Genomic DNA, 26,598 nt, shown 5'->3' with positions numbered 1-26,598 from the left:
TCGACAAGTATTAAAAAAAACGAAATCAAGCCATGGTTAAATGAATCTTGGTGTATTCCTCCCCAAAAAAATTCTGAGTTCGTTTGCTGTATGGAGGAGGTTTTAGATGTTTACACTCGTCCCTATGACTCGGATTACCCCGTAGTTTGTTTGGATGAAACCAGCAAACTATCCTCATGCCCAAAGGATTACTGTGGTGCAAGATAACTTGAATACTCATGTCAAAAGTGCTGTCTATGAAGCTTTCGAGCCAGAAGAAGCTAAACGCATTTTAGATAGATTAGATTTTCACTATACTCCTAAACATGGCAGTTGGCTGAATATCGCTGAAATTGAATTGTCAGTTTTATCGGGTCAATGTCTCGACCAACGAATTGCTGACCAAGAGAAGTTGAAGCTGGCAGTAGATGCCTGGGAAGCTGAACGGAACCGGGTAGAGCCCACTAGGGAGAACACTCCCATGGGAACAAAGCCAATTGAAATTACTCCCATGGGGACTACACCAATAGATACGATTCCCAGAGGAGCAATTCCGATTGCAAAAACTTGAGGCTTGTGGTGGTGAGAAGAGATTTTGGACATGGGACACTGAAGCTGATAACATTTGGCTCTTGATTCTGGCAAAGCGGCAAACCCTTGTCAAAAGACAGGCTGTCAAACTGAGTTTCCTCAGCTTTTCCCCGATCTACTTATCCTAGTTGTGAAGAAAGATGTCAGCTATGCTACAATTAGGCTTGACGTGCCAAACCCTTGATCTACCAAGGCTCAATACAGGCATCTACCCAAACGCGATCGCCTAAAAAGCCACCCAGTTAACCGTTAAGTTGACGCGAACGACTGATGTGTGTCCTTGACCAACGGCTCGGGTTGATTTATAGAAAAAACTAATCGTATCGAATAGAAATTCCAATCGTTAAAGCGAATCGCTAGGTCAAAGCTCCCTTAAACTTGACCTTAAGGAGATGTACGAATAACCGGGGAATCCGCATCTACAACTCTTGATCTCCAGAAACAATAGAAACAGAGATGAGGAGTTCCAATAATAAAGCCCCAGCTATAAAATGCTAAATTTCTTACCGCCAACCCCAAGCACCGGGAGTCAGGCTTCCGATCCTTTTTTCACGCTCTCGTTGGATATGCTGTGCGTGTTGGGGAAAGATGGTCGTTTTCAGCAACTTAATCCCCGATGGGAGGAAATACTAGGCTTTACTAATCAGGAACTGTTAGCGCAACCTTGGCTGGATTTGATTCATCCACACGATCAACGATTAACGATCGCGAAGCTAGAAACCCTTACCCATAATCCGACAGCATCAATCCGGTTTAGAAATCGCTGTCGTTGTGCGGATGGGTCTTACAAATCGCTATTGTGGAATGCTTCCATCCACCCCGAAAACCAATTGATTTACGCCGTGGTGCGTGATCAAACCAAATGTAAGCAATCCAAGGAAGCTTTACGAGAGAGTGAAGAGCGCTTCCGCTGTCTAGTGGAAAATGTTAAAGACTATGCCATTTATATGCTAGACCCAGAGGGACGGGTCATCAGTTGGAATCAAGGGGCTGAACGGATTAATGGGTATCGAGAAGACGAGATTCTCGGTGAATCCGTGTCTCGATTTTATTTACCCGAAGATGTTCAGGCAGGTAAACTAGAGCAAGCCCTAAAAATCGCGGCAGAAAACGGTCGGTTTGAGGACGAAAGTTACCGAGTTCGTCACGATGGATCAAAGTTTTGGGCAAATGCAGTGATTACAGCCCTGTACGACAAGAAAGGGCGATTGCGCGGATTTACGAAAGTCGTCCGCGATATCACTGAACGCAAACTGGCACAAGAAGCACTACAAAATGCTCATGATGACTTAGAAAGACGAGTTACCGAACGCACGGCTGAACTGGTACAGGTTAATCAGCGACTCAGACGGGAAATTAAGGAACGTAAGCAAGTCGAACATCAACTGCGGCGATCGCAAACCCAGTTGGAACAACAGACTCAGCAACTGCAAGACGCCCTGCAAAAGCTTAAACATACTCAAGCTCAACTCGTCCACTCGGAAAAAATGTCGAGTTTAGGGCAATTAGTGGCTGGGGTGGCTCACGAAATTAACAACCCGGTTAACTTTATCTATGGGAACCTGAATTACGCCGAGCAATACTTTCAGGATATATTAGAGTTACTCGAACTTTATCAGGAATCCAGTCCCCAACCCTCAGCCAAAGTTCAAGAGCATATCGAGCTAATCGATCTCAATTTTATTGCCACGGATCTGCCAAAATTACTGCATTCGATGAAAGTAGGGGCAGATCGGATCTATCACATCGTGCGATCGCTGCGGAACTTCTCCCATCTGGATCGTGCTGAGAAAACCTCGGTGGATATTCATGAAGGCATTAATAATACCCTGTTGATTCTGCAAAGCCGCATCAAAGGCAAAGCAAAGCAAAGCGCAATTACCGTTGTCAAAAACTATGGTGACTTACCCTTGATCGAGTGCTATGCAGGACAATTGAACCAAGTGTTCATGAATATTCTGTGTAACGCACTTGATGCCTTAGAAGAAGGGTTAGACAAAGGCGCATTGGGCGAGAGCACTTCATCCAAAAATCCCATGATTGAGGTTGGTACGCAGGTGATCAACGAAAACTGGATTGCTATTCGGATTGCCGATAATGGCATGGGTATTCCCGATTCCGTTAAGCAGCGACTGTTTGACCCCTTCTTTACGACCAAACCTGTTGGCAAGGGTACGGGATTAGGCTTATCTATTAGTTATCAGATCGTGGTGGAAAAGCATGGCGGACATCTCAAGTGCTTTTCGTCACCAGGTCAGGGAACAGAGTTTGTGATTGAAATCCCCATTGAACCTAATCTAGAGCAGTACTGTTGTTCAAAGGTCTATCAAAAGCAGGTAGATTCAAATGTTCGATCATCTCAATCGTCAATTTCTAATTCCTTAAATCGCATGGCATTCAATTAAGGGCATTATGAATTGTCAGGGAACAGTGAGCAATAACAAATGACAAATGACAAATTACAAATGACGATTTACTTAGATGAGCTTAAATTCTTTGAGTGCAGGCAAAAAGTTTCGGTTTTCATGACTAGGGCGCGTCAGTTTAATTAGGGCAAAGCGCTGGGTGGGAGTTAAAGCTTCCCACTGTTCAGGCATGAGGGAAACGCCAAATTCTTGGGCTTTCGTTTGCACATTCTCAGGAATTATTGTCGCATCCATCCAGGCTGGATTAGGATCGATAGGCAGTTCTGAGGCAGGTTTCCCGGTATAATTCGTCACTAATTTTTGTAAATACTGCTGATAGGCTTGGCTTTCTTGGGCTGTGGTTGTGGGCATTTCCACTAACGTCTGACGTTCTTGCTGGGTGAATTGATGCCAGTGGGCTAATTTAAGTTTGACGCCACAGGTGTCTAATTTCATTCGTACCTGCATAGGGATGCAGCGTAAGGAATCGACGAAATCTTGCTCAAATTGGAAGAAGTGAGTCATAGTTTAAATCACAATTATGTAAGGAAATGGTCACTGTTTAAGCTGACATGAGATGACATAAGACAAATTCAATGAGGTTTTTTTGCTGTAGTGTGGCGGATAATCCAGTAACTGATCGAGAGTGATAGAATAGCCAAGGCTAAACCAATAATTTCAATGCCCTCGGTTTTTTCAAGATTGAGAATGATAATTTTACGGGCAACGGCAATTAGGGAGGTGACGATAACAAGTTCAACTTGAACAACATGCTTCCGCAGATAAGCAGTAATATTTTCCAGAATTTCCAGAGCAATTAGAATATTTAAGAATAGCCCAAAAATTTCAAACAAGCTTTCATTAAAAAAACCGAATGGTTCAACCATCAGTTGTTTGGAGAGAACGATAACCAGATCGAACATTGCCACCAAGATGACGGCAATCATTACCACAGACAAAATCTTGGAGACAATGCCCTCAACCTTTTCAATCGCACCCAGAAATGTGTTGTCCCTACAAGAATTTTTGAATAGAAGGAGTAATTTTTTCAATCGTTGCATCTTTCTATAGGAGTCACCCTGCCACAACGATACTATCATTGATAGGATAGTACAAGCATGATTTTACTTACAGCGCTTTCCTCTGCTATGAGGTACATTGTCGATCCCCCTAAATCCCCGTGCAAAAAAAGCGAAGCATCCTCTGGTTTCCCCATGCAAAAAAAGCGAAGCATCCTTTGGCTTCCCCCTTTTGAAGGGGGACGGGAGGGGGATCTATAAGGGGGACGGAAGGGGGACTTTGATCTACTGTACTTTATTACAGCGCAAAGCGCTGTATCTCCTCAGAAAGGGGGGACTAGGAAAGTACAGTTGCTAGGCGAGACTTAGCGGCTAAACTCATACAGCAAGAGTATATTCCTCACCTTTTACCCTGAACAGATTTGTCTGTCATCTGTTCAGGATTCATGATTAAGGGAAAAACAACGTTTCAAGAAGAAAACTCTGGGGGACTCTCAATGACCAAAATATTTTTCAGCTAAAGTTCTTTCAATTTTGATTCTAAATCAAAGGGCTGTCCATAATCCCAAATTTTCATATCTAAACGGTGATTTGATATAGTGATTTCCAAGTCAACGGGAGTCGATTGAGATAAGCCTTTGTGGGCGTGACGAACAACATTGGTAAATGCCTCAACTAGAGCTATTTGACCTAATTGCCAAACCTGTTGAGGAATGGGTAAATACTGAAGCTGTCCATACCACTCTAAAATTTGCTCTACGGAATTTAGGTCGCTATTGACGGTAAGCCTCAGGTTTCGATAACGCGACTTCGTCCGGTTTCTGCGATAGGAATTGACCAACGTCAAAATCAGACGTTGACAGAAACAAACTAACCGAGCAAATAAATTCTTTTGGTGGCATTTCGGGAGTCTTTTAACAGGTTCTTGGTCATAGGCTTTGCTGATGAACAAACAATTTTTATGGTCTCGGGTGCGAATATACCTGATCTCATCGGCTATCTGGGAAATAATCTTGATGCCCATTCCGCCTTCAGGGAGTTGCTCTAGGGTATTTGGCATTTGCATTTGCATAAGAAAAGTCCCCTCATGGAAAGAAACTAATTTTTAGTATCCACGATTTTAAGGTCGTGCATTGTGATAGGTAGATTGACCGTAACGTGATAATTTCCGTTGGTCTGGGTAATTGATTGCACTCCCTAAATGTAACTTGAATCACACTAATACGGTTAATGCAATCAAATTCGTTACTTTATCTCTATGAAAAATTTTTAGTCCCATCGATGACTAAAACGATTATCCAGCCTAGCTTTTGGACTCAGGGCTGGAGGGTAGAAGTGACAGACCCATTTAAATTTCCCTTGACCGCCTTGCCTGTTTGGTTTAGAGGTGTTTGCAGGCGGTCGGTATGATGCAGCAGTAACTTCTAGGGGAAAGGTAGCGTAGTGACCTTTATATATTCTAAATGATCAATGCGATCGCGCCTAGTATAGCACTACGCATTAAGGTTAGGACAATACAATTGGGTGAAAAGGCAACAGGCAACAGGCAACAGGCAACAGGGGAATGTCCTAACGTATCCCCGTAGGGCTATAAGTCATTGGACTCAATTCAAGTTGACCATGAGGAAACAGGGAACAGTAAGAGTTTGAGGTATAGTTACAAAACTTAATAGTGTTGGGCTGATTTCCACCAACTTACTGAATTGGTCGGTTGCGACAAGGCGGGTAAGCTGGGGTAGAGATTTCTAAACTTTTCTTTGCCGAGCTACGGCGCATGGTATAGCATAACGGAGAATGCGCTAAGACAATAGAGAACAATGGAAAACCCTGCCTCCCTTCATGTGGCGGTCACTGATGAAGCATTGGCAACCTCCGAACCCAAGTCCCCCGGCAGTTCCAGCTTATTTATACCAAAACTCGACCGGAAAAAGCCCCTGAGTGCGGCTTGGATTCCCTTTATCTTCTTAAGCATGGCGCTGTTCATTGTTAGCCTAGCCAGTCCCGTTTTAGCGTTGCGGAAAGGAAATAGTGGCGCTGAGGTGACCAATCTTCAGAAAACACTGCAAGCTGAGGGGTACTTTAATGGATCAATTACCGGGTACTATGGACCCTTAACCGAAGCCGCTGTTATCCAGTTTCAACAAGCCCACGGACTTAGCCCGGATGGTATCGTGGGGGCGAATACCACCGCCACATTAGAGTCTGACTCCGCCGCAGCAACGGATGCGAGTCTTGATACACCTCTAGAGTTTGAGTCACCCATACCAGAACCGGAGAAACCCGCCGTATCTGCCCGACCCAATTTTATTCTCCAACGGGGCGATCGCAATTCTCAAGTCACCTCTCTCCAGCGCAATTTACAAGTGGCGGGCTATTTCACGGGACCGATTACCGGGTACTATGGTTCAACGACCCAAGACGCCGTGATTCAACTGCAAAAAGCCCAAGGATTAACCGTAGATGGGATTGCCGGACCCAAAACCCGTGCAGCATTGGAATCAAGTCCAGTTGCATCCGCCTCACAAACTGCCCCCTCAACGGAAGCGACAGAGGATAGAATGGGATTCGCCAATCCTGGTTTAGTTCTCAAGCGCGGAAGTCGCAATTCCGATGTCACAGCGCTACAGAGAACATTACAAGCACAGGGGTATTATGACGGTCCGATTACAGGGTATTACGGCAACTTAACCGAAACTGCCGTGATTCAATATCAAAAAGCTAAGGGATTAACCGTAGATGGGATGGTGGGGGCTAACACCAAAGCGGCATTAGAATTGCCCTCTGCTACGACAACAGAGTCCCCAATTGAGTCTTCGACTGAGGAGTTGAATCAATCTACATCAGAGGAAAATGCTGACGAGAATACCTTTCATCAGGACTCATTCATCCAACCTGAGGAAAATTACGACCCGATTCCTTTGAATCAAGATTCGTTCTCGACACCGACAGAAAATTCCGACAATAGTCCCTTTAACCAGAACAGCTTTATTGACGAAGACAGCGAAAAAAAAAAGAACGATGAACAACGTCAGTCCAGCCAGATGACGCTCAAGCACACCATTTCTGGCAAAATTTCCCCCAAATCTATTGTGCATTCCGGTCGGGGTCTATTTTTTGCCCAGAATATGATGTACAGCCATACGATTACGGTGTATGACCGCCAGTATAATTTGGTCAAAACCATTGCCGATGCTGTCAATTTGCAGAAATATGGGCATTCTAAGGGGAATGGAACCTATAAAGGATCTCCTGTAGAAGCTGCTTTTTCCGATAATGGAAAATATGCCTGGGTGTCCAATTACCAGATGTATGGTTCAGGATTTAATAATCCAGGAAGTGACAAATGCAATCCTTCCAAAAAAACAGACAATAGTTTTTTATATCGCATCAGTACCGATAGTTTAGCGATTGACCAAGTGATTGAAGTTGGGTCTGTGCCTAAATTTGTCGCCACTAGCCCCGATAATCGATTTGCCCTAGTCAGTAATTGGTGTAGTTGGGATTTAAGTGTTGTCGATATTCAGCAAAATCAGGAAGTGCGGCGGATTAAATTAGGTCGCTACCCCCGTGGGATTGCGGTTGATGCGGCGTCCCAAAAAGCGTATGTGGCGGTGATGGGGTCTTATGATATTGCAGTTGTCGATTTAAATGATTTTTCCCTGGACTGGATCAAAAATATTGGAAATTCGCCACGTCATTTAAGTATTGATCCAGGTGGTCAGTATCTCTACGCCACGTTAAATGGGGAAGGAACGGTGGCTAAAATTGATTTATTGACAGGTAAGGTTTTACGAAAAGTTGTCACTGGAAATGCCCCCCGCAGCATGGATATATCCGATGATGGTGAATTTCTGTATGTGGTGAATTATCACTCGAATACCATGAGTAAAGTGCGTACCCGTGATATGTCAATTCAGCAAACGGTGAATACGAATGCGAATCCGATTGGAGTTACGTATGATCCAGAAACGAATCAGGTTTGGGTGGCGTGTTATTCGGGGACAATTATGGTGTTTCAAGACTAAAGATGTTGGATAGTGTAAGTGAATCGGGGGGAACAATGTAGAGACATACCAGGGTGTCTCTGGAAGCTGGGGGAGATGAGGGCGGGTTTTGAACAAACGTTATCAATAGCGAAAAAAAGTCCCTAAACCCGCCCCTACAGATTCACGCGCCATGCCCTCGAGAATCGCGAAGGGTCAAAACTCTACCTTCCCCTAACCAGTGAGTAATTATCAACATGGAAATTTATCAGCGCCACTCGTGGACTTTGACAGTTGAGGAAGCGACGGCGATTCAGAACCAACTCAGTGGTGAAATTATTACCTCGGATCAGTTGGGTGAGGTAAAGTATGTCGCGGGTGTGGATGTTGGTTTTGAGGACAATTCTGCGGTTTCCCGCGCCGCCGTTGCGGTTTTGAGTTTTCCGGAATTGCAACTGATCGAACAAGCGATCGCGCGTCGCCCAACCAACTTTCCTTATATTCCAGGGTTTCTCTCGTTTCGGGAAGTTCCTGTGGTACTGGATGCCCTATCTCAGATTAAGATAACTCCAGATCTAATTTTGTGTGATGGTCAGGGAATTGCCCATCCCCGGCGCTTTGGTTTGGCTTGTCATTTAGGATTATTGATTACAGTTCCCACGATTGGGGTAGCGAAGTCGCGATTAATTGGTCAGCATGAGGAATTACCCCCAGAGAAAGGCAATTGGCAACCCTTGCGACATCGGGGAGAGGTAATTGGCGCAGTTGTGCGATCGCGGACTGGGGTGAAGCCTCTATATGTGTCTCCGGGTCATCGGATCAGCTTACCTACGGCGATCGATTATGTCCTGCGCTGCACTCCGAAATATCGATTACCGGAAACAACTCGTTGGGCTGATAAACTAGCCTCAAACCGGATCAGTTAACTCCATTTTGATCAGGACAAGATAGAGGAAAGACGATTGTCAGCTAGCTAACTTCTTCAAAAATATCTAGGCGTAGGCGCACAGGTTTCTCATAAGGATTCTCTGCCCAAATTTTTTGAATCGGTGTAGCGGGATCGACGTTAATTGTTTGTGGCTTTCCTGGGGTACAGTTATAAGTTTTCATACAATCACCACAGCGAATCGGCTTTTCTCCGCGCTGAACATAAATAATCAGTCGGGTTGCGGGTGAATCAAGCTGAATCGATTGTCGCGATCCCCCACCTAAAACATTGAGAAAGTACGATTTTAACGGTGACTTGCTCAGTTGCTGAACTTCAACGCCATTCTGAGCAAGTGTTGGCAAATTTTCAGCTTGAGCAGGAGAGAAGCAACAAATCGAGAATAATAACGTTAGGCTCAAAAGTATTATTTTCATTTGTTTAGTCCAAAAAAGCAACAATGGGCAAGCGCAAACAGGTTGCTGATCATTTATAAATATTAAGAGTATAGGTTTGCACGATCAATCATGAATATGTCAAACTGAAATGTACCTCGATGCATCCAATCAATTACACGATTGAGGAATTAATACATGGCAGATGACCAAGTTGAAGCCCTAATTGATCAAATCTTCCAGCTAGGAGACGGCTCTTGGGAAAGGGTGCTTCATGCCCTAGCCACTCGTCTGAGAACCCGTTCTGTTGCAATGCAGGCGATTGGTGATCCAGAAAGTTCTCGGTTACTAGCAGCCGCTAAGTTACTGGAATTGGCAACTGAAGCGGATGAAGTGGTTAGCTTAGGGACAATAGAAGAAGATATATCGGATCAATAAGTCATTTCAGGAAGTATAGCAGTAGATACATCGATTAGGACTTTCCGAACTGTTGTAGAGACGTTGCATGCAACGTCTCTACCATAAAATGTGTCCTAACCGCTATGGCGAGCGCGTCTGGTACATTTCAAACTATTATCCAGTATCAGTCACTCTCAATCAGCTTTTCATCAGCTTCAATTAAGGCTTCCTGGAGTAAGGGGGAGAGGTTTTCAGTTAAACGTCCAGCGCGGATAAATTCAGCGTAGGTATCCGCCTCAATATCAACCATTCGCTCTTGCAGTTGTTCCATATCCAAGTCTTGTAACTGAGGATGATGATGGAGCAATTTGTCAAGCTCAGTTTGAATATTTTCGAGTTGACCATCAACCAGTTTGATCTGATACTGACAAAACTCTGAATTCATTTCGTTTTTCGTCGTTGCTGACTCTAAATAACCTTTGACTCGATTGAGTGCCACACGACGGGCGATTGCCTCAGAATATTTCTGACGCACAGGTTGATCACCAATTAAATTCAGTTTCTCCAGGAGGAATTGGGTGGTTAATCCCTCAACTAAAAGTGTAAACAGTACCACACCAAACACCGTCCCAATAATATCTTGTCGTCCCTCCAAAGTCACCGGAACACTTAAAGCCAGGGCGATGGAAACCGAACCCCGTAATCCTCCCCACCACAACACCGTTTGTTGTCGCCAACCTATATCAGACTTGACAACTGCATTACTAATCGTGGCTAAACCGTAAATTGAAATTATCCGGGTGAAGAGAACGGCACCAATGGCAACGCCAATTAAGCCAAGGTTTTGTCCCAGGCGAGGAAAATCAATTTGGTCACCAATGAGGAGAAAGACAATTGAGTTGACAAAAAATGCCAGAAAATCCCAGAATTCGGAGACAATTAAGCGGGTGCGGGGGTTCATGCCAATTCGGGAACCAAAGTTGCCCAGCACTAACCCCACAGTAACCACGCCAATTACGCCAGAACCGCCAAGTTCTTCGGTAATTAGGTAAGTGCCATAAGCAGAAACTAACGTCAGGGATTGTTCAACCAGGGGTAAATCAAAGCGTTGGGTGAGAAAGGAAATACCAAATCCAATTAAGCAACCGACACCGATACCAATTCCGACAAAAGTAAAGAATTGGGCGACGGTGGTGGATAGGGAAAATTCCTGCGTACCGAGGGGAATACCCACCAATAAAAGAAAGGCGACGACGGCGACACCATCATTAAATAAGCTTTCCCCCTCCATCAGGGTTTTCAGGCGTTTATCCGCCCCCAATTCTCGAAATAGGGCAATAACGGATACGGGGTCAGTCGCCGCCAGACTCGCGCCGACTAATAGTGCGATCGCCAGGGGTAATTCGGTAAATTGGGTAATGGTAAAGGCTATTCCCAGCACCGAAATTACCACTCCCACCACCGCAAACAGAATCACCGGGATTAAATCCCGCCGCAAATCCCGCCAACGGATATTCCAGGCGGCTTCAAACAGGAGGGGAGGCAGGAAAATCTCTAGAATCAGTTCTGGGGATAGGTTGACTAGACGCACATCGACAAAGGCTAAACCCAAGCCGACAATAACCAGAAGTAAGGTATAGGGGATTTTACGGAACAACGGAAAAATCCGGGAAACGGTGGCGACGCTGAGAGACACCGACAGCACCAAGAGAAATTGTTCCAGATTCTGCTCAATGGCAGCTTCGCTGATAGCGGATTCTACGGACATGAATAGAACTCCAAGGATACTGGCACTTTTGATATAACAGTACAACCTAGCGCAAGCAACACTATCTAGCGTAGGACTCTTTCCTCTCACCTATGCAATTGTAAGCAAAATTGAGGGAAAGTCACCCAGTTGACCATTAGCCTGATTGCTCTATTCCAAGCACAGCCGAAGCATTATGTCAAGATAAAGATAGACTTTCCGTAGAACGCAGCTTGGTATGAGGCGTGATTAGGAGCGATCAAGTTTTTAAGGCTGTGGGTGAATCCATTAATGTAATTGTGCAATACCGATGGGAAATGTTCAAGCCTTGAAAAATAATGACATTATCACCATTCACTCTCTAGCTCAGGCGAGTTAGCTTTTGGGTTCACTGGGTACAAAAAAGGCTCACGCCTAACAAATCTAAGGATTCATCGACAAGTTCTTGATCAGAAATCGTCAGTGTATCAACACTAATAATTTCGATGTCGTCTATGTGAGTAAAGAGAAATGATTGTGTGGGACTGATGGTAATATCACCATCGGCAATCATACCAACTGTAGCATTAGGTGTGGCATTACCCGTAATAGAAGGAGTCTCACCGTTACTACCATGGCGGATAGTAATCTCACCATTATTATCCCCACCTGCGCTGGAAATGTTGGCATCTTCGCCGTTAGCGTCTGTGAAGGTGTCAGTGACATGGAAGAATTGACTTGCGGTAATATTTATGTTATTTCCTTTGTCATTGTTACATCCTTGAGCATTAATATTTCCGCCCCTACCACGACTAAGATTCTGAGCGTTAATTGGACTAACGATAATATTGCCGCCATTAGTCAAAGTAATGGCTCCAGCATTCTGCTCGGCACTTGAATTAATATCACCTGTGCTTATGTTGTTATTCGCAGAAAGAGCGATCGCACCATCATTAATACTCATAAAGCTAGTGTTAAGGGTTCCAGCACTGGTGTCAAGATTGCCATCTAGATTAATCCTGACACTTCCGACTATTCCTGTTGGGTGCATGTCAACTTTGTAGGTTGGGTTGAGGAACGAAACCCAACGTATCCGGTTAGCTGGAATATGGCGTGCAAATCTGACATGCTCCCTTCCTATTTCTGTCGATACCGATATTTTACTACCGTTGATTAACTGTAAGTTTTCTAAGCCTTGTAAACGAATATCTTGGCTTTCACTGGATAGGTTAGAGGCTGATAGCGGCGAGTTCTCACTTAGGCTTAACTGTTGAGTATTTATCGTTACTTCCCCAAGTTTACCGCCTTCAGTGGCTGCAACGGAGAGGCGACTGTTGTTGAGAGATACTGACTCAACCGAATTTTCTCCTGCATTAATCCTGACACGTCCGGCTGTTCCTGTTCGGGTGGATGCTGATATTTCACTCGAAGTTGTACTGTCTTTAGCGGGGTTGATTTTATCGGTTTGAATGTTACCCTCTGTGTTGAGAGTCATTTCTCTAGAACGAGTCCCTAAGCTTGAGCTAAGGATTTCTTTACGGCTAGTAAATTGGTTACGGTTGGAAAGTATAGTGATTTGACCTGGATTAACAGTATCCTTGGTGGTTAGAACTGGGTTTTTAGAAGTAGCTTTGTGGCTTTTTGGCTGATTTCTAACTACAGTGCTGCTCGATTTCTGAGGATTAGATGCTTTAAGCTTTTCCGGTTTTGATATAACTTCCGGGGATAAATCTGGAGAGTTGAGGGCAATTTTATCTTTCGGAATGGAAGTCGAGATATCAGGCGCTGACTTAGTGTTCTGGGAGCATTCCTCTGTAGGGCTATTTTCCTGACAGGAGGAGATATCTTTTGAGATTAAAGGCTGGGACGAAATTTGGTCACTTAAGCGGGAATCCTTTTGCTGGGAAGGTTTAGGGGTGACTGTTTTATGATTATTTATGTGGGCGATTTGTCTAGGTTCTGCCGAGGGATGGCTATTCTTTGATAAAGAATAATTTTTTATCCCGTCTTGCTTGGTGTTTTTATTCTGGCTAAAATCATTGACATGAGATTTTAAATCCCTTACAAGATTTGTTATCAAAGGCATTATTTCTAAAACTATTTTATTGTTATTGTCTGCTTTTTCGTCTACGGTTGATCTACTTTGGCAATTAGATGACCTAAACATATTATTCTCAATCTGACAGGATTGCCACAAATAGGGGGAGCTAATTAACCCCAATAAAAACAGTAGAATTTCTCGATTAAATTTACTGAACTTAAGCTGTCTAAAGGGATTGATCCAGGAGGGTAGGTAAAGCCTACTCCAGCTAGCACAATAGGGTTCCCAATTTTGATGGGTTGTCGTGTACTTACATAATAGTTTATCTACCCTATCGTAAATGCTCTGCGGCTCCTCTTCTTGACTTAAATATGAAATTTTACTTTTAGTTTTGCAGTTCACAGGAGAAAGCACTGCAACATTCTCTTGGGGATGAGGGGGCTGGGGGGTTAGGTGTGATATCGATTTTTCTAGATGGTGTGAAACGTCAAAAAAGTCATCGGGTTCATTGTTTATTGATTGTTCATAGCTATCCTGTTGATTGCTTTCCTCAAGGGGTATGTAGAAAACATCCTTAGAGGACGGCATTTCTGGTGTCTCTGGCTCAGTTGCTGAGTGGGTGGTAGGATTGACAGGGAATTCAGCCCCACAGGAAAACTGCTGCTTTTCTAAACAGGCTAAAATGGTTTGTGTGTTTTCTGGTCGATGCTCTGACAAGGGGGTCATTAAGCGATCGATAAAATTAGCTAAATCCTGGGAAATTTGGGGGGCATGATCCCGCCACGAAATGAGCTGATTTTCCGGTGAGGGTTCAAATTCGGTGGGATGTCTACCTGTGAGTAGATGAACCAGGGTTCGCCCTAGGGCAAAAAAATCGGATTGGGGAGTGGCTGAACCTTCGATTTGTTCGGGTGCGGAATAGCCTTCGGAAATGACGCGAGTCATATCCTGGGGTTCCAAGGTGTCGGGTTGAGTGGGTGTGACTTCTTTAACGGTGCCAAAGTCAATTAATACCAGTTGCTCATTGGGGCGGAGCATAATGTTGGAGGGTTTAATGTCTCGATGAAAAAGCCCGTTTTGATGAACGTTGTCTATAATTTCTATAAGTTGGTGCAGCCAATCGATGGCAGAGGCTTCGGAAATGCGTCCATTTTCGGTTAACCATTGTTGTAAGTTTTGTCCTGGAATATGTTCCATGACGAGGCAATGCAAGGACATAAAACTGGATTTAGGGGCAAGACTAAAGTAGCCATCTGGCTCAACTTTGGGAATTCCAGGATGTCTGAGCCACATCAAAATGCGGGCTTCTCGTTTGAAGAGACGAATCCAGTCGGGATGGTTGTATTGGAGGATTTTGATAACTTTTCGGGTTCCCCAATTTTCCGGGGATGAGTCCCAATCTTCGACTTCAAAGAGTTCGGTATTGGCTGTTTTTTTTAAGTCGCGTAGGGGTTTGATCAGGCGATAGCGATTGTTAATCAGTAAGGGGGTGCCGCAAGCTTGACAATAGTCTAGCTCATTTGGGTTTTGCCGCTGTTGGCAATTCGGGTTAATACAGTAGATGCGAGAATTCAGGGTTTCAGTCATCGGTTTTTAGGTGATTAGTTTTTGGTCACTACTCTCACCCTCTGTTTCATTTTACATTTAATGGCAGGATTTGATTTTGGGAAGGGTGGAAGATGCACGCATTAAGCTGTTGCTGTATTTAGAGTGAAGGAAGGTAACGGGCAACAGGCAACGGGGAATACACAATTTAAATCCTTATCAGCGTATTCTCCAAATTTAGAAGGCAGATGTTAATCGAGAAATGTGGCAGTTAGAGAGCGGAGATTATGGAAGGAATAGCCAATGTCTAGGGGGGACTGTTCAGCTAAGTGCCATACCAGTTTATCCAGTTGTTCTGCCATTTTTTGGCGAGGTATAGCCGGGGGCTTAATCTGAGTTTTAATCGTTTCTATCAGGGGGGAATTTTGCACCTCTGGGGGGGTGAATTCTGAGAAACTGAATGGGGTTAGGGCATAATTTTTGACGAAGTGGATTTTTTCCAGGTTTCGGGTGCTGATTAAGCCACGGATTTCTATGCAAACTTGATGAATGAAACGGTTGGCAACATATTCTTTGACCACTACGGGTAGGGTGAAAATTGGTTTTCCTGCTTTGATTACCTTTTCAACCAGTGAGCGTCGCACCAGAGAGTCCACGATCTCGAACAGTTGCTGGGTGGGAATTGGTTGCCAAAAATAGTCCTGGAGTTGGGATAGGGACAGGAATTTTTGTTCAATAGCTAACCAGTACAAGGCTTCTTGTTCTAACGGTGATAAGCGGTGAAACTGTTCCTCTAGAAGTGCCTGAATTTGACCAAAGACAAAGGTTTTGCGACTTAAGAACTCTGAAACTCGACCTTGAAATAAGTCTTGAATCGTTGTTGCGGCTATTTTTAGGTTTAAGGGATTTCCTTGGTAGTGGTCAACGAGTTGACTCCATTGGTGGGAATCGGATAACTCTTTGGCTTGAAAGATATATTGGGCTTCGGCTAGGGACAATCCCTGGAGTGTGAGGGTGCGAATGGGTAGATTTTTCCCCGCCAAACAGTTAATATCTTCGGGTTTTTCGGGAGAGATAATCACGACACTGCTTTGATGGTAGGAGTTTCCCAGGCGTCTGAGGATTTCTCCATAGCCTTGGTAGTCTTGGTGATAACGCCCAGCCAGTTGACCGGATTGGAAAATTGCCTCGGTGTTGTCGAGTACAAGGAGACAGCGATGGGTTTGCAAGATGTGAAACAGGAGTGAGACTTGACTGCGGAAATCTTCTGGGAAATCATCGGGGGATGGGGAACAGAGGAATTGGAGTAGGTGGGTTAAGAAGGTTTGTACGGATAGGGGCTTGTGTAGCGATCGCCAGATGACATACTCAAAGTGGTGTTGTATCCGTTGGGCGAGTTTGACGCCGAGACTGGTTTTGCCAATTCCGCCTATACCGAGTAGCGCCACGAGGCGACAGTTGTCGTTGACAATCCATTGCTGTAATGTTTCCAGTTCCTGGGTGTGTCCGTAAAAAATGGAGACATCGGGGGCTTCTCCCCAATCATGGTGATTCCGGGGGGTGGGGTTGGGGTCAATGGTTGGTTTTGGACAGGTACTATTGGCGCAATCAACCAGGATATGATTGAGTTCGCCCGGTTCAATACCTAATCCCTGGGCTAATCTTTTCACGGTTTCTGGTCCGGGTTGGGTGGTTTTGCCGTTGCGAATTTTGCTGATATTGCCCTTATCTATTCCGGTGCGGCGTGCGAGTTCGTTAGTCGAGGGCAGTTGTTCACCTAGTCGTTCCTTCAGGGCGTTTTGGATACACGCCGCCCGCTGGTTGGCAAATTTTCCTGACATAGTGGTCGTTTTTGAATGTAAAGGTTGGGGTTAATGTTTCACTTTAGACGTTTATATCCTAAATGGGTTGCTGGTGACCGTTGCAATTTAGCAACGGTTGCAAGTGCAACGGGTTGACGAATGACAACTTCCCAAGAGCTGTTGAGTGGGTTTATAACTAATTCATCGGCTCACGGGTCATCAGTTGTAATTATCCAAAGAAGGCAATATGGCATTATACAAAGTCGAAAATCAATGGGGAGGAAATTCCGCTCCTTGGAATCCTGGGGGCAACTGGGTGATTGGCAGTCGCTCTAATCAAAATGTCGTCGCTATCAACGTTAAGTCTGACGATGGTGGACAAACCTTGAACGGAACCATGACTTACTCTGGTGAAGGTTCGATTGGCTTTCGGGCTACCAGAACCAGTGGAAATAATTACACTGTCGAAAATCAATGGGGAGGAAATTCTGCTCCTTGGAATCCTGGGGGTAACTGGGTGATTGGCAGTCGCTCTAATCAAAATGTCGTCGCTATCAACGTTAAGTCTGACGATGGTGGACAAACCTTGAACGGAACTATGACTTACTCTGGTGAAGGTTCGATTGGCTTTAAGGGTACTATGGTTGAAGAGAGTGCTGATACAAAGGTAAATTCATACATCCGATTTCCAGAGACACATCCTTCCACATGGAAAGATCCAGGAAAAGTTCATTTTGACAAAATCAACCACTCTTTTGATACTCATGTATGGCATCACACAAAAGTTAACTGGTGCAACCGAACTACTCCCATCAAGAGGATTCACATTAATGAGGGAGAGCTATACATTGATGGACACCATATTGTGAATCCGCATTGGGGAAGAGATTTTGTCTCTTTTGCACAAGAAGTAGGCGGTAAGTTTCGATCGGGACATTTAAATTTTACGCCAGATGGTCATGCTTTTACTGGGCATATTTTTTTAGGAACGAATGGCAATGATGCACAACAACACCAAGTTGCTGGTGTTGTCCCACCAACTGTATATACGACAAAAGTAGCAAAGAGCGGTGAGACGAAACCTCCTAAAAAAGATGTACCCGACTGGTTTCCACAAAAAGCTCGTTCGTTTATTGATGATGATGGGGCTTATAAGGGATCGAATGTTAGTTCTTTTTCAGCTTCAGATTGGGAAGATGGTGTAACTATAACCATAGGGTATAAACTCGATGCGAATGCACATGGGACTAAGTTACCAACACCTTACTGGGAAATAGCTGGTGACAAAAGATTGGGAAAAAGAATTATTCCTTCTGTTTCTCCAAAAGGCAACTTAGTGCTGACAGAAACAATCCCCGTGATGGAAGCAAATTCAATAGTCAAACAATTTGGGGATCAGTTTCCTGTTGAACTTACCGTCGAAGTCACTCTATTTGCAGGACATTTTGTGGGTTATATCCGAAAGTGGGATAAAACAAAATTTGAAGTCAGTAAAGAAATTTTTGCCTTTGTAGGACAAGCAATTCCGAATCAAACAAAGATTTCTCTTCCTCATACCAGAAATACTTCCAACTTCCATGTGTTGGCAGGTTTACAAAGTGCTACCCCATCATCCTTGAGTATGGCAGAACTTGTGGGGTTAGTTGCAGAACATAATGCACTTCAAGAAACATCTTGGGCAATGATTCAAGATAATATGAAGTGGGCTCTTGACCAAAAAGGTGGCGATCAAAAACAATGGCTTACCAATTTTTTTAGTGAAAAATCTTCTAATTTTTCAAAAAGCAGGCAAGATTTAATTAAAAAAGATTTGAATTTTTACACCGACAAAATGGCAGTTTCAATTCTTGCCCACAGTTTCCAAAATATATCTGGAACGGGAGAGTTGAAACCTGAATATAAACTAACATCACAGCAAGATACCAATATTTTATTCTGGATGCGGGCTGGTCTTGGCACATCGAAGGGGTATAGTCGCCAAAACCAAGGTATCTTCTTACAGACTTATGCTGCATCTGTCCCAAGGATACAAGATTATATTGCCGACCAAAACTCACCTGGTGGAACAAATTGGGCACAAGAACTTTATAATCAACTTACAAATCCCGCCACGCTAAATCTGACTGCACAAAAAATTATATTTGGAAGTGGTAATAATTCTGCTGGTCTTACAGAAGTCAATCGACATTCAACACTTTTGCAAGTTTTACAACCGACTGGCGACCTGGCAAAAAAATACCACAATATCATAGTGCAAAGGATTCTTCAGGATCAATCATTGACTACCTGTATAGATTTATCAGATCCTAAAAAGATAGCACCTTGGTTAGAGGATGTGCTTAGGGGTTTTGCAGAGGCCTATGAGTCAGGGCGTCTGCAAATTAAAGATCCAGCCAATCAGGCTGCAATTGATGCAGCTAAAGTGGCTCTTGATGCAGATCTAGCAAAAGCCAAGGGTTTTGTTGAACTAGCAGCAGCAAGTGCGGATATCATTGCTGCTGCAAACGCTGGAGCCAAAGCAGCTGATTATTGGACAAATCTATTTAAGTCATCTCAGGGTCTTGCCAAAGTCTATCCTGGTGTTGCGCTTTTGTTTTACTTTGGAGCTTTTGTGGGTGGGATATACGGTACAAGTCAAGCTTTTGCACAGTTTGAACAAGAACCCTGGAATGAGAAAGCCGAACTGGTTACATCTTGGGTTGTTATTGGTTTAAAAATCCTTGAAAATGCTCCTACCATGATGAGAGTTGTATGGTCAGGAGGAAGAACGGTAGCAAGTGCTATTGGACGGGGTGGAAGAAATGCAATAACTGCTATCAGAAACTGGTCGAACACTGCACAGCAAGGGGGGGATTTAGGTTTACAGGAAGCAGATTATATTGCCATAGAAGACCTTTCTATGGCAAGTAGTAACTCTACAATTCTTGATGAAGGAATTGAATTGTTAGTGAGAAGAGATCCTACTTTTATGGAGAGAGGGACTCAAGCTCTTTCAGAAATAGCCGATGCCGCACTAGCAGCAATTAGAAATGCAGGATCACGTCTTAGCAATGCGATTGGAGAAGCCATAGAAGCTGTAGGAAATGCCTGGTCACGTTTTGTCAATTTTGCTGAGACGTCAATTTTACCGTTACTTAGCAAAGCTCTTACTGGAATTTTTGCTGTGGCTTCTGTGGCAATGGCAGTTTTTTCCACTGTCGAGTTTATTCAAGATATTGAAGATGGCAAAGGTACCGAAGAAACCATCCTTGATGGTGTTATGGCAGCATCGGCATGGGTTGGAGCCGCTGCAGCTGTATATATGGGGCTGGCGACCTTAGAAGTAGTTGCAGTGGTATCTTGGGTTCCCGTTGTCGGTGCTGTTGCAGCTGTCATCGGAATTGTAGCTGCTCTCTGGGCAGCATTCAGTCCAAAACCCACACCACCTACACCACAAGAGAGCTTTATGAAGAATTACGGGAAGAAAGCGGTAGCAGCGGACGGCTTCATCAAAGCTGCTCCAACCGGATGGACAAAAGATCAGCCAGTACCAAAGTACAACGTATATAACCCCCAACCCGCTATGACTTAATTACTTTCTGTTTTATCTCTCTGATAACACTGGGTTTATCAGAGAGATTTGGTCTTGTATTCATCAGGAGAATTTTTATGGCACTCAGCGTAGAGAACTTATTTGAACTTGCCGATCACGAAGTCAAGAGTAACGTAACAACAGGATTTACGAACATGCTCCAAAATGCAGGGAATGGCGTTCGCAATGTGTTTTTTCCGAATCCACCGTCAGCTATTTCTCCGAAAAATGTGGCTTTTGTGAACGATGTTGCTTGTGCATTTATCTGTTCAGCAATTTCCTATAGTAGTAGATACAATTTTGCCAATTGTGTCAATCGAGGGAGAGCAGATGATTTTTGGAAGAGAAGTTTGACTCAAGCCAATGCTAATTGTATAGCTGAAGGTAGTCATTTATATACTCACTATTTTCTTGATTATTGTAGGAAGGATGAAACTACTTTCAGGATGTATCAGGAAGATGGGGGTAGCAAATGGGCAAAAAGACTTCACGATGCTGTTGTTACTGCTCCGTTCATAAATGCCAAAATAGTCATAATTTTTGAAGAACCCAATTGGTTAGAAAATCTTAATCTCATCTTTTTCAAACTTCATCAACTAGATCCCAGCTATGTTCAGTCTACACTCGATAGATGGAAAGTAGCTTATCCTGACAAAGGCATTATTGCACAATGGGAAAAATTTCATTTTATTCCCTATCCTAATTTCACCCATCTTCCCAAGCAATTTATGGGTAATGTCAATAACGCTATTTCTAAAAAAACTCAAACGGGTAAAACATTTATACCCGCTTTTGGTGGTCCGGGAGCAGCAATGGCATCAGGATATATATACGACTATGCCTATGGAAAAGCTGTTGCAGATTGGCTTGCTGGACGACCGAATCAACTTGGTTTTAGAACATCAACAAATTATAAAAATACGGAGATAGAAGACCACAGCCCAGCAGCAGTCATAGGACGTTCCATCACACATGGGTGTTGCTTTGTAAAGGGCACTAAAATCAAGTTAGCAAATGGTGAGGAGAAGACTATAGAACACCTTGCTGAAGGTGATAATATATTAACCAAAGATGGGCAAATTGCTTTTTATTCCGATGAAAAGATCATAATTAAAATGCCCCATAACGGAGTAATTTACGGCATTGATGATGGTTTACAAAAAGGATTGCCTTTTTTTACAGGACACCATTTGTTTTGGGCAAGAGATATATCCGGTCAAGAAGGCTGGAAAGCAATTTTTCCAGACGATGCGAAAGAAAATAACCCAAGCCTTAAAGTCGGTAAACTACAGTCAGGTGATACTATTTTTCGGCTTAAATCATTCAATCTAGTAGAATATCAAGAAGTCCGAATCAAGGATTTTACAAAAGCTGTTATCCAAGAAGGTGATTTTATCTTTGGGCTTCATCTTTTGGATGGAGATAGAAGTTATCATGCAAATGGTTATATCGTTGGCAACAACTACCCGATCATTACACTCAAGCGAATTAGAGATGGATTTAAGAAACTCTCGGAAGTTGAACGAAAACATCTTGCTGATAGTCTACAAGATATCTTACCAACAGCGGAAATTGTGTTTGGTCGGAATGTTACCCGAACCCTTGATAAATATCTTAATCAACACATTTCTGAACCTCAATCTGTCTTACCGCAAGAGATCATCGAAACTGATAATTAGATAATTTAACTTAGAATTACTATCAAATTACTATTGGTATTTTGATTCTAAAAATTAAGATTTATTTAAATTAGTAAGCAGTGCAAAAGTGGAATCACCTACCGCCACGTTCGCCTATTACACCTACTGCACATCTTGAATGCTTAAGCCAGTAATCATGACATTTATTTATATAAAAAGATAGTACTTAACAGTTTGATAGGTATGGTTAGGGAGTGCGATCGCTCCCCCTTCCGATTTCGCCCCGACTCACGAGTGAACTTCTGATGTGCTGAGACCATAACCCCATTCAGCCCCCAGATACAACCTAACAGGAGAGAAAAAACTGTATGGGCAAGGGCATAAAGATTAGCTTACTCCTGGAACCTGCCTAATTCTATCCTTAAATCTGAGAGATTTAACAGCCATGTCTAAAACTATCCCAATCGATAAAACCCTAAACTCCGCCAAGACAACAACCTTAGCTCAATCCCAAAACACCACTCCTACCCCTAATTACCCATCAGCATTTGCTCAAGCACTCAAGGAAATTGGGCAAATCTCACCTCTAGACTTTGCCCAACGCTATCCCCATAACGCCCAATATCTACCTCAACTCACCTGGAACCCCACCACCGCCCAATTAGGGTCTGCTGAATAAGTCTTGTGGTGGCGAGAGGCAACAGGCAACAGGCAACAGGCAACAGTTTCAAACCTCTGGTGAGGTAAAATTCGGCACTTACGCAGGCGGAAATCCCAGGATTTTGAGGCTGGTAGTGCAAAAACCTTGCACTTGTTGGGGAGAAAAATGGCTTGAAATCCAAATCTTGTCTACCTTCCACACTCATGCAGCAAGCCCCAATTATGGGATCAATTCAATATAGACCCCGACGAACATAACTCAAACCAAAACCGAACCACCTGGCGTCTGGACGACTTTCGCTTGAATGACACCGAACGCGCTATTTTCCAGAAAAATGGCTTTGTAGTGAGTGAACGCCTAGGTGCCGAAAGTTTCGCGACTCTGTTCTATCGTATCTACAGTAACGACCTACCCGTTTTCGTGTCCACCGATGCATTACTTCATGCGTGGCACCGCTCTTTTGATGCTATGCTTGCTGAACTCGAAGAAGATTATCTAGCCGCATCCCTGGACGAAATCCTCACAGGAATGGCAGCCCAACTCTCCAAGGCTCAAAACCAGTATGGTCAGGGCATCCTACAATCTAGTCTACTCGATGCCGACTACTTTCTCGCCGTTGCCCGTTCTCTGCTGTCGGGGAATCCCGTTAAAACGTCCTTAAATCAGGATACTCGTGTCGCTGAAACCCTCAAAGCCATAGAAACGGAACAACGTCAGAAATTCAACCTCTTTGGACGTCAGCGGGTAATGGACTTTTCCCAATTTAAACCACGGGGACATTATGAAAATTCCCCGGCGCTCCAGAACTACTTTCGTGGGATGATGTGGTGTGGTCGAGTCGATCTCCGTATCGCGGGTAATCCTGGAGAAGCCTCACCCCGAGAACTCGGTGCAGCGATTGTACTTCACAACTTACTCAAACAAGCCAATAAATTTGAGCAATGGCAACAGTTTGACCAAATGCTACAAACATTTGTAGGCAAGACAGATTCGCTGACATTTGCACAATTAGACCAACTCTTAACCGATACCTTCATTCAATCTCCGGCAGATGTGAAAGATTTGTCAACATTAGAGCAACTCCAACTCGATATTTCAACTCGCCAACTTGGGGTTCAGAACATCCGCAGCCATGACTATGCATCCCCTCCGGAAGGCGAAAGCATACCCTTACCCCGTTCGTTCACACTTCTAGGTCAAAAATTTGTATTAGATAGCTGGGTAACAACCAAAATCGTCTTTGATGAAATCCTTTGGAATGGTGAGAACGTTCAGCGCCGCATCCCCACGAGTTTAGATGTAGCGTTTGCTGCATTGGGGAATAATCAGGTAGTGCCAGAATTAGTTACCCGGATGACGAATTCCCAAGGACACAAATTCAGAGATGGACTCAATTATCAGCATAACTTAGCAGCAGTTAAGACAGTGGTTGACGAACAGAATCCAGCCGTTTGGGAAGAAAGCATTTACATGAATTGGCTGGCTACATTGCGAGAACTCTCTGCACCCACCACAGACGAGAAATATCCCGAAGCCATGCGTACCCGTGCTTGGGCGATGAAAACACTCAACACTCAACTGGCATCGTGGACACAATTGCGTCACGATACCATTTTATATGCCAAACAATCATACTCCATCAGCGTCTCCTGTTACTACCCAGCAGGTTTTGTCGAACCCAGACCGACGTTTTGGTCTCGCTTTGAAACCATGGCGCGACGAGCCGCTAATTTGATTGAAGAAACCCCTTTTCCAAAGGATGGGCAATATCTACAGCAAAGACAATCATCATTCTTAACAAATTTCGCCCAGAAGTTAGGAATACTGAAGCAGATTTCCGAGAAAGAATTGGCACAGGAGGAACTAACGGAAGCGGAAACTCAATTCCTGAAAAATATTGTGGAAATTCATCGTGGTTATGCAGGAATAAAACGATACAATGGCTGGTATTCAAGTCTTTTTTATGAAGAACCGGAAGATTCGGATAAATGGGATGCAATTGTCGCCGATGTGCATACCAATGTCCCCGATCCAATGGTTGGTGATCCCGGAAGTGTGCTGCATCAAGGTGTCGGGAATGTGGATTTAATGATGATTGCGGTGGATAACGGTGAGGATAAAATGGTTTATGCTGAACCCACACTGAGTCATTATGAATTTGAAATGCCCGGAGTTTCCAGAAAATCAGATTCTGAGTGGCAAAGGGATATTAAGCAAGGTAATCTTCCACCTCGACCCGATTGGACAACCGATTATCTCGTACCTGTAGCCTCTCGATAACCCAGAAATTGTCTCTGCACTGCACAGACAATTAACCTGGACAACCGCGATCGCAATTTCAGCCTACTCATGCAACAGGTACATCTAAAACCAAGCATCAGTGGCTTACAGCAGTTTTCAAGTTATAGCAACCGCCAAGACGGTTAGGACACATCATTTATGTAGAGACGCGCCATGGCGCGTCTCTACAGACGATGATTGCTGCGGTTACCTTATGGGAATTGCAGATCCGCGTCTACAACCGCCCAGTTAACCGTTAAGTTAACTAGGGTTCTTCGGTTATTGCAGGCATTGGTTCTAAGGAATTGGATGATGGATTTGATGAAATATTCAGTTGATTCAGATATTGATCAACGGCATCAATTTTATCCAAATTGCCTTCTTCAATAAACAAATTCCTGGCTTCTAAAAGGAAAGAAACCGCCTCTTGTCCCCGTCCAACTTGCTGGAGGGCAATTCCCAGATTGTAAAACGCGAGTGATAGTTTGGGATTGAGTAGAATGGCTTGTTGATATTCGGAAATCGCGTCCTCATACTGCTGATTGCGATGCAGCGCTACGGCTAAATTGTAGTGTGCCAGCGAATCGTAAGGATCGAGTGATATAGCGCGTTCTAGGGACGCGATCGCTTGTTCATATTCGCCATTTTTAATCAGTGCGGCTCCCAATTGGCGGTAAGCATCCACATTGTCAGGATCTATCTGCGTCACCCAATCAAATCTGCGAATGGCTTCTTCCACATCCCCTTGTTGCAGAAAAATTAGCCCCAGTCGATAGTGAGCGGGTGCAAATCGGGAATTGATTTGGGTTGCTCTGAGAAAGGAATTTTTGGCTTCAGTAATCTGGTTTTGTTGAGCTAGTAGCAATCCTAGTTGATAATGGGCTTGCACGAATTGTGAATCATTGCGAAGGGCTTGCCGTAATGCAGCGATCGCCGAATCGACTTGGTTTTGTTTGGCTAAGAGTAATGCCAAATTATACTTGGCAACCGCTGAGTTGGGATTGAGGCGAACGGCTTCTGTGTATTCACTCAGCGCTGCTTCAGTGTCACCGACGGCTTCTAATGCCAAGCCTAGATTATAACGAGCGGCGGCTAAATTGGGATCAATCGCGATCGCTTGTTGATAGGCGCTAATCGCTTCCTCAATATTGCCTTGTTGGTATAACATCAAGCCCAGATTGTAATGCGCCTCTGCCATATTCGGATCAAGACCAATCGCCATGCGGTATTGTTCAGCCGCTGAGTCAATTTGACCTTGCTGAAATAGGGCATTTCCCAGTAAATACCGTGCCATGGGGATAAACGGATCTTCCTGGAGGGCTTTGCGAAAGGCTAACTCGGCGGCTTTGAAGTCGCTGCGGTTATAGCGCATGACACCTTGTTGAAAAAATGTCGCCGCTTCTAGGTCATTCGTGTATAGTCCCTCAACTAACTGCTTACTGTGCTGGCGCTTGGGTAGACTATTGGACAAGGCGGGACTAACCGACAGGAAACTGAGTGCGATCGCGGCGGCGGCAAGTCCAAAGCGGAGGTGGTAGTGTTTAGACATGGTAGAAGACGATTGGGAAATTAAATAAGGAATGTGGGCGGGGGAAAGAGTTTATAGCGTCCTATCTTAATAATGCCAATTTCACTC

The 26,598-nt window shown here is 44.0% G+C and carries 15 protein-coding genes and 2 pseudogenes; 9 read left to right on the top strand and 8 right to left on the bottom strand.

Annotation, left to right across the window (positions count from 1 at the left end; all coding sequences use genetic code 11):
* Together RID53_RS24465 and RID53_RS24460 are read left to right on the top strand one after the other, a co-directional pair.
* Positions 1-433 (top strand): annotated as a pseudogene (locus RID53_RS24465) (transposase); the annotation flags it as partial.
* 628 nt (positions 434-1,061) lie between these two features.
* Entirely contained in the window at positions 1,062-2,975 is a 1,914-nt protein-coding gene (locus RID53_RS24460) for a PAS domain-containing sensor histidine kinase (RefSeq protein ID WP_446390580.1), read from the top strand.
* A gap of 72 nt (positions 2,976-3,047) precedes the next feature.
* Here RID53_RS24460 and RID53_RS24455 read toward each other — a convergent pair whose 3' ends face one another.
* From RID53_RS24455 to RID53_RS24445, 3 genes are all read right to left on the bottom strand, one after another.
* Positions 3,048-3,500, bottom strand: a complete 453-nt coding sequence (locus tag RID53_RS24455; RefSeq protein ID WP_446390579.1) for a nitrate reductase associated protein — start codon at positions 3,498-3,500, stop codon at positions 3,048-3,050.
* Positions 3,501-3,568: 68 nt separating this feature from the next.
* On the bottom strand, positions 3,569-4,036 hold the full coding sequence (locus tag RID53_RS24450) for a phosphate-starvation-inducible PsiE family protein (protein WP_446390578.1): 468 nt from the start codon (positions 4,034-4,036) through the stop codon (positions 3,569-3,571).
* Between the two features lie 475 nt (positions 4,037-4,511).
* On the bottom strand, positions 4,512-5,060 hold the full coding sequence (locus RID53_RS24445; protein WP_446390577.1) for an ATP-binding protein: 549 nt from the start codon (positions 5,058-5,060) through the stop codon (positions 4,512-4,514).
* Positions 5,061-5,811: 751 nt separating this feature from the next.
* On the opposite strand from RID53_RS24445, the gene RID53_RS24440 reads away from it, so the two are divergent.
* Positions 5,812-8,019, top strand: a complete 2,208-nt coding sequence (locus tag RID53_RS24440) for a peptidoglycan-binding protein (protein ID WP_446390576.1) — start codon at positions 5,812-5,814, stop codon at positions 8,017-8,019.
* A gap of 215 nt (positions 8,020-8,234) precedes the next feature.
* Positions 8,235-8,903 carry a deoxyribonuclease V gene (gene nfi / locus RID53_RS24435; protein ID WP_446390575.1) on the top strand — a complete coding sequence of 223 codons (669 nt, stop codon included), beginning with the start codon at positions 8,235-8,237 and terminating at the stop codon, positions 8,901-8,903.
* Between the two features lie 43 nt (positions 8,904-8,946).
* On the opposite strand, the gene RID53_RS24430 is transcribed toward nfi, so the two are convergent.
* Complete coding sequence (locus RID53_RS24430) at positions 8,947-9,339, bottom strand: hypothetical protein (RefSeq protein WP_446390574.1); 393 nt, start codon at positions 9,337-9,339, stop codon at positions 8,947-8,949.
* A 156-nt stretch (positions 9,340-9,495) separates the two neighbouring features.
* On the opposite strand from RID53_RS24430, the gene RID53_RS24425 reads away from it, so the two are divergent.
* Positions 9,496-9,735: a hypothetical protein gene (locus RID53_RS24425; RefSeq protein ID WP_446390573.1), complete on the top strand. Its 240-nt coding sequence runs from the start codon at positions 9,496-9,498 to the stop codon at positions 9,733-9,735.
* A 145-nt stretch (positions 9,736-9,880) separates the two neighbouring features.
* Here the strand turns inward: RID53_RS24425 and RID53_RS24420 are convergent, their stop codons facing one another.
* The 3 genes from RID53_RS24420 to RID53_RS24410 form a co-directional block, all read right to left on the bottom strand.
* A complete protein-coding gene (locus RID53_RS24420; protein ID WP_446390572.1) occupies positions 9,881-11,464 on the bottom strand; it encodes a cation:proton antiporter in 1,584 nt (527 codons plus the stop codon).
* Between the two features lie 367 nt (positions 11,465-11,831).
* On the bottom strand, positions 11,832-15,050 hold the full coding sequence (locus tag RID53_RS24415) for a protein kinase domain-containing protein (protein WP_446390571.1): 3,219 nt from the start codon (positions 15,048-15,050) through the stop codon (positions 11,832-11,834).
* Between the two features lie 209 nt (positions 15,051-15,259).
* Positions 15,260-16,849, bottom strand: coding sequence for an NB-ARC domain-containing protein (locus RID53_RS24410; RefSeq protein WP_446390570.1), 1,590 nt, complete (start codon positions 16,847-16,849; stop codon positions 15,260-15,262).
* A 208-nt stretch (positions 16,850-17,057) separates the two neighbouring features.
* Here RID53_RS24410 and RID53_RS24405 point away from each other — a divergent pair.
* The 4 genes and pseudogenes from RID53_RS24405 to RID53_RS24390 all read left to right on the top strand — a co-directional run.
* Positions 17,058-17,459 (top strand): annotated as a pseudogene (locus tag RID53_RS24405) (lectin OAA family protein); the annotation flags it as partial.
* Between the two features lie 2,999 nt (positions 17,460-20,458).
* Positions 20,459-22,060: a hypothetical protein gene (locus tag RID53_RS24400; protein ID WP_446390569.1), complete on the top strand. Its 1,602-nt coding sequence runs from the start codon at positions 20,459-20,461 to the stop codon at positions 22,058-22,060.
* A gap of 406 nt (positions 22,061-22,466) precedes the next feature.
* Positions 22,467-22,700 carry a hypothetical protein gene (locus RID53_RS24395; RefSeq protein ID WP_446390568.1) on the top strand — a complete coding sequence of 78 codons (234 nt, stop codon included), beginning with the start codon at positions 22,467-22,469 and terminating at the stop codon, positions 22,698-22,700.
* 282 nt (positions 22,701-22,982) lie between these two features.
* Complete coding sequence (locus RID53_RS24390) at positions 22,983-24,962, top strand: DUF3160 domain-containing protein (RefSeq protein WP_446390567.1); 1,980 nt, start codon at positions 22,983-22,985, stop codon at positions 24,960-24,962.
* 265 nt (positions 24,963-25,227) lie between these two features.
* Here RID53_RS24390 and RID53_RS24385 read toward each other — a convergent pair whose 3' ends face one another.
* Complete coding sequence (locus RID53_RS24385; protein WP_446390566.1) at positions 25,228-26,511, bottom strand: tetratricopeptide repeat protein; 1,284 nt, start codon at positions 26,509-26,511, stop codon at positions 25,228-25,230.
* Positions 26,512-26,598: the final 87 nt, after the last annotated feature.

Source organism: Coleofasciculus sp. B1-GNL1-01 (assembly GCF_040220235.1).
Lineage (GTDB): Bacteria > Cyanobacteriota > Cyanobacteriia > Cyanobacteriales > Coleofasciculaceae > Coleofasciculus.
This window is presented reverse-complemented; position numbering and strand designations above follow the sequence as displayed.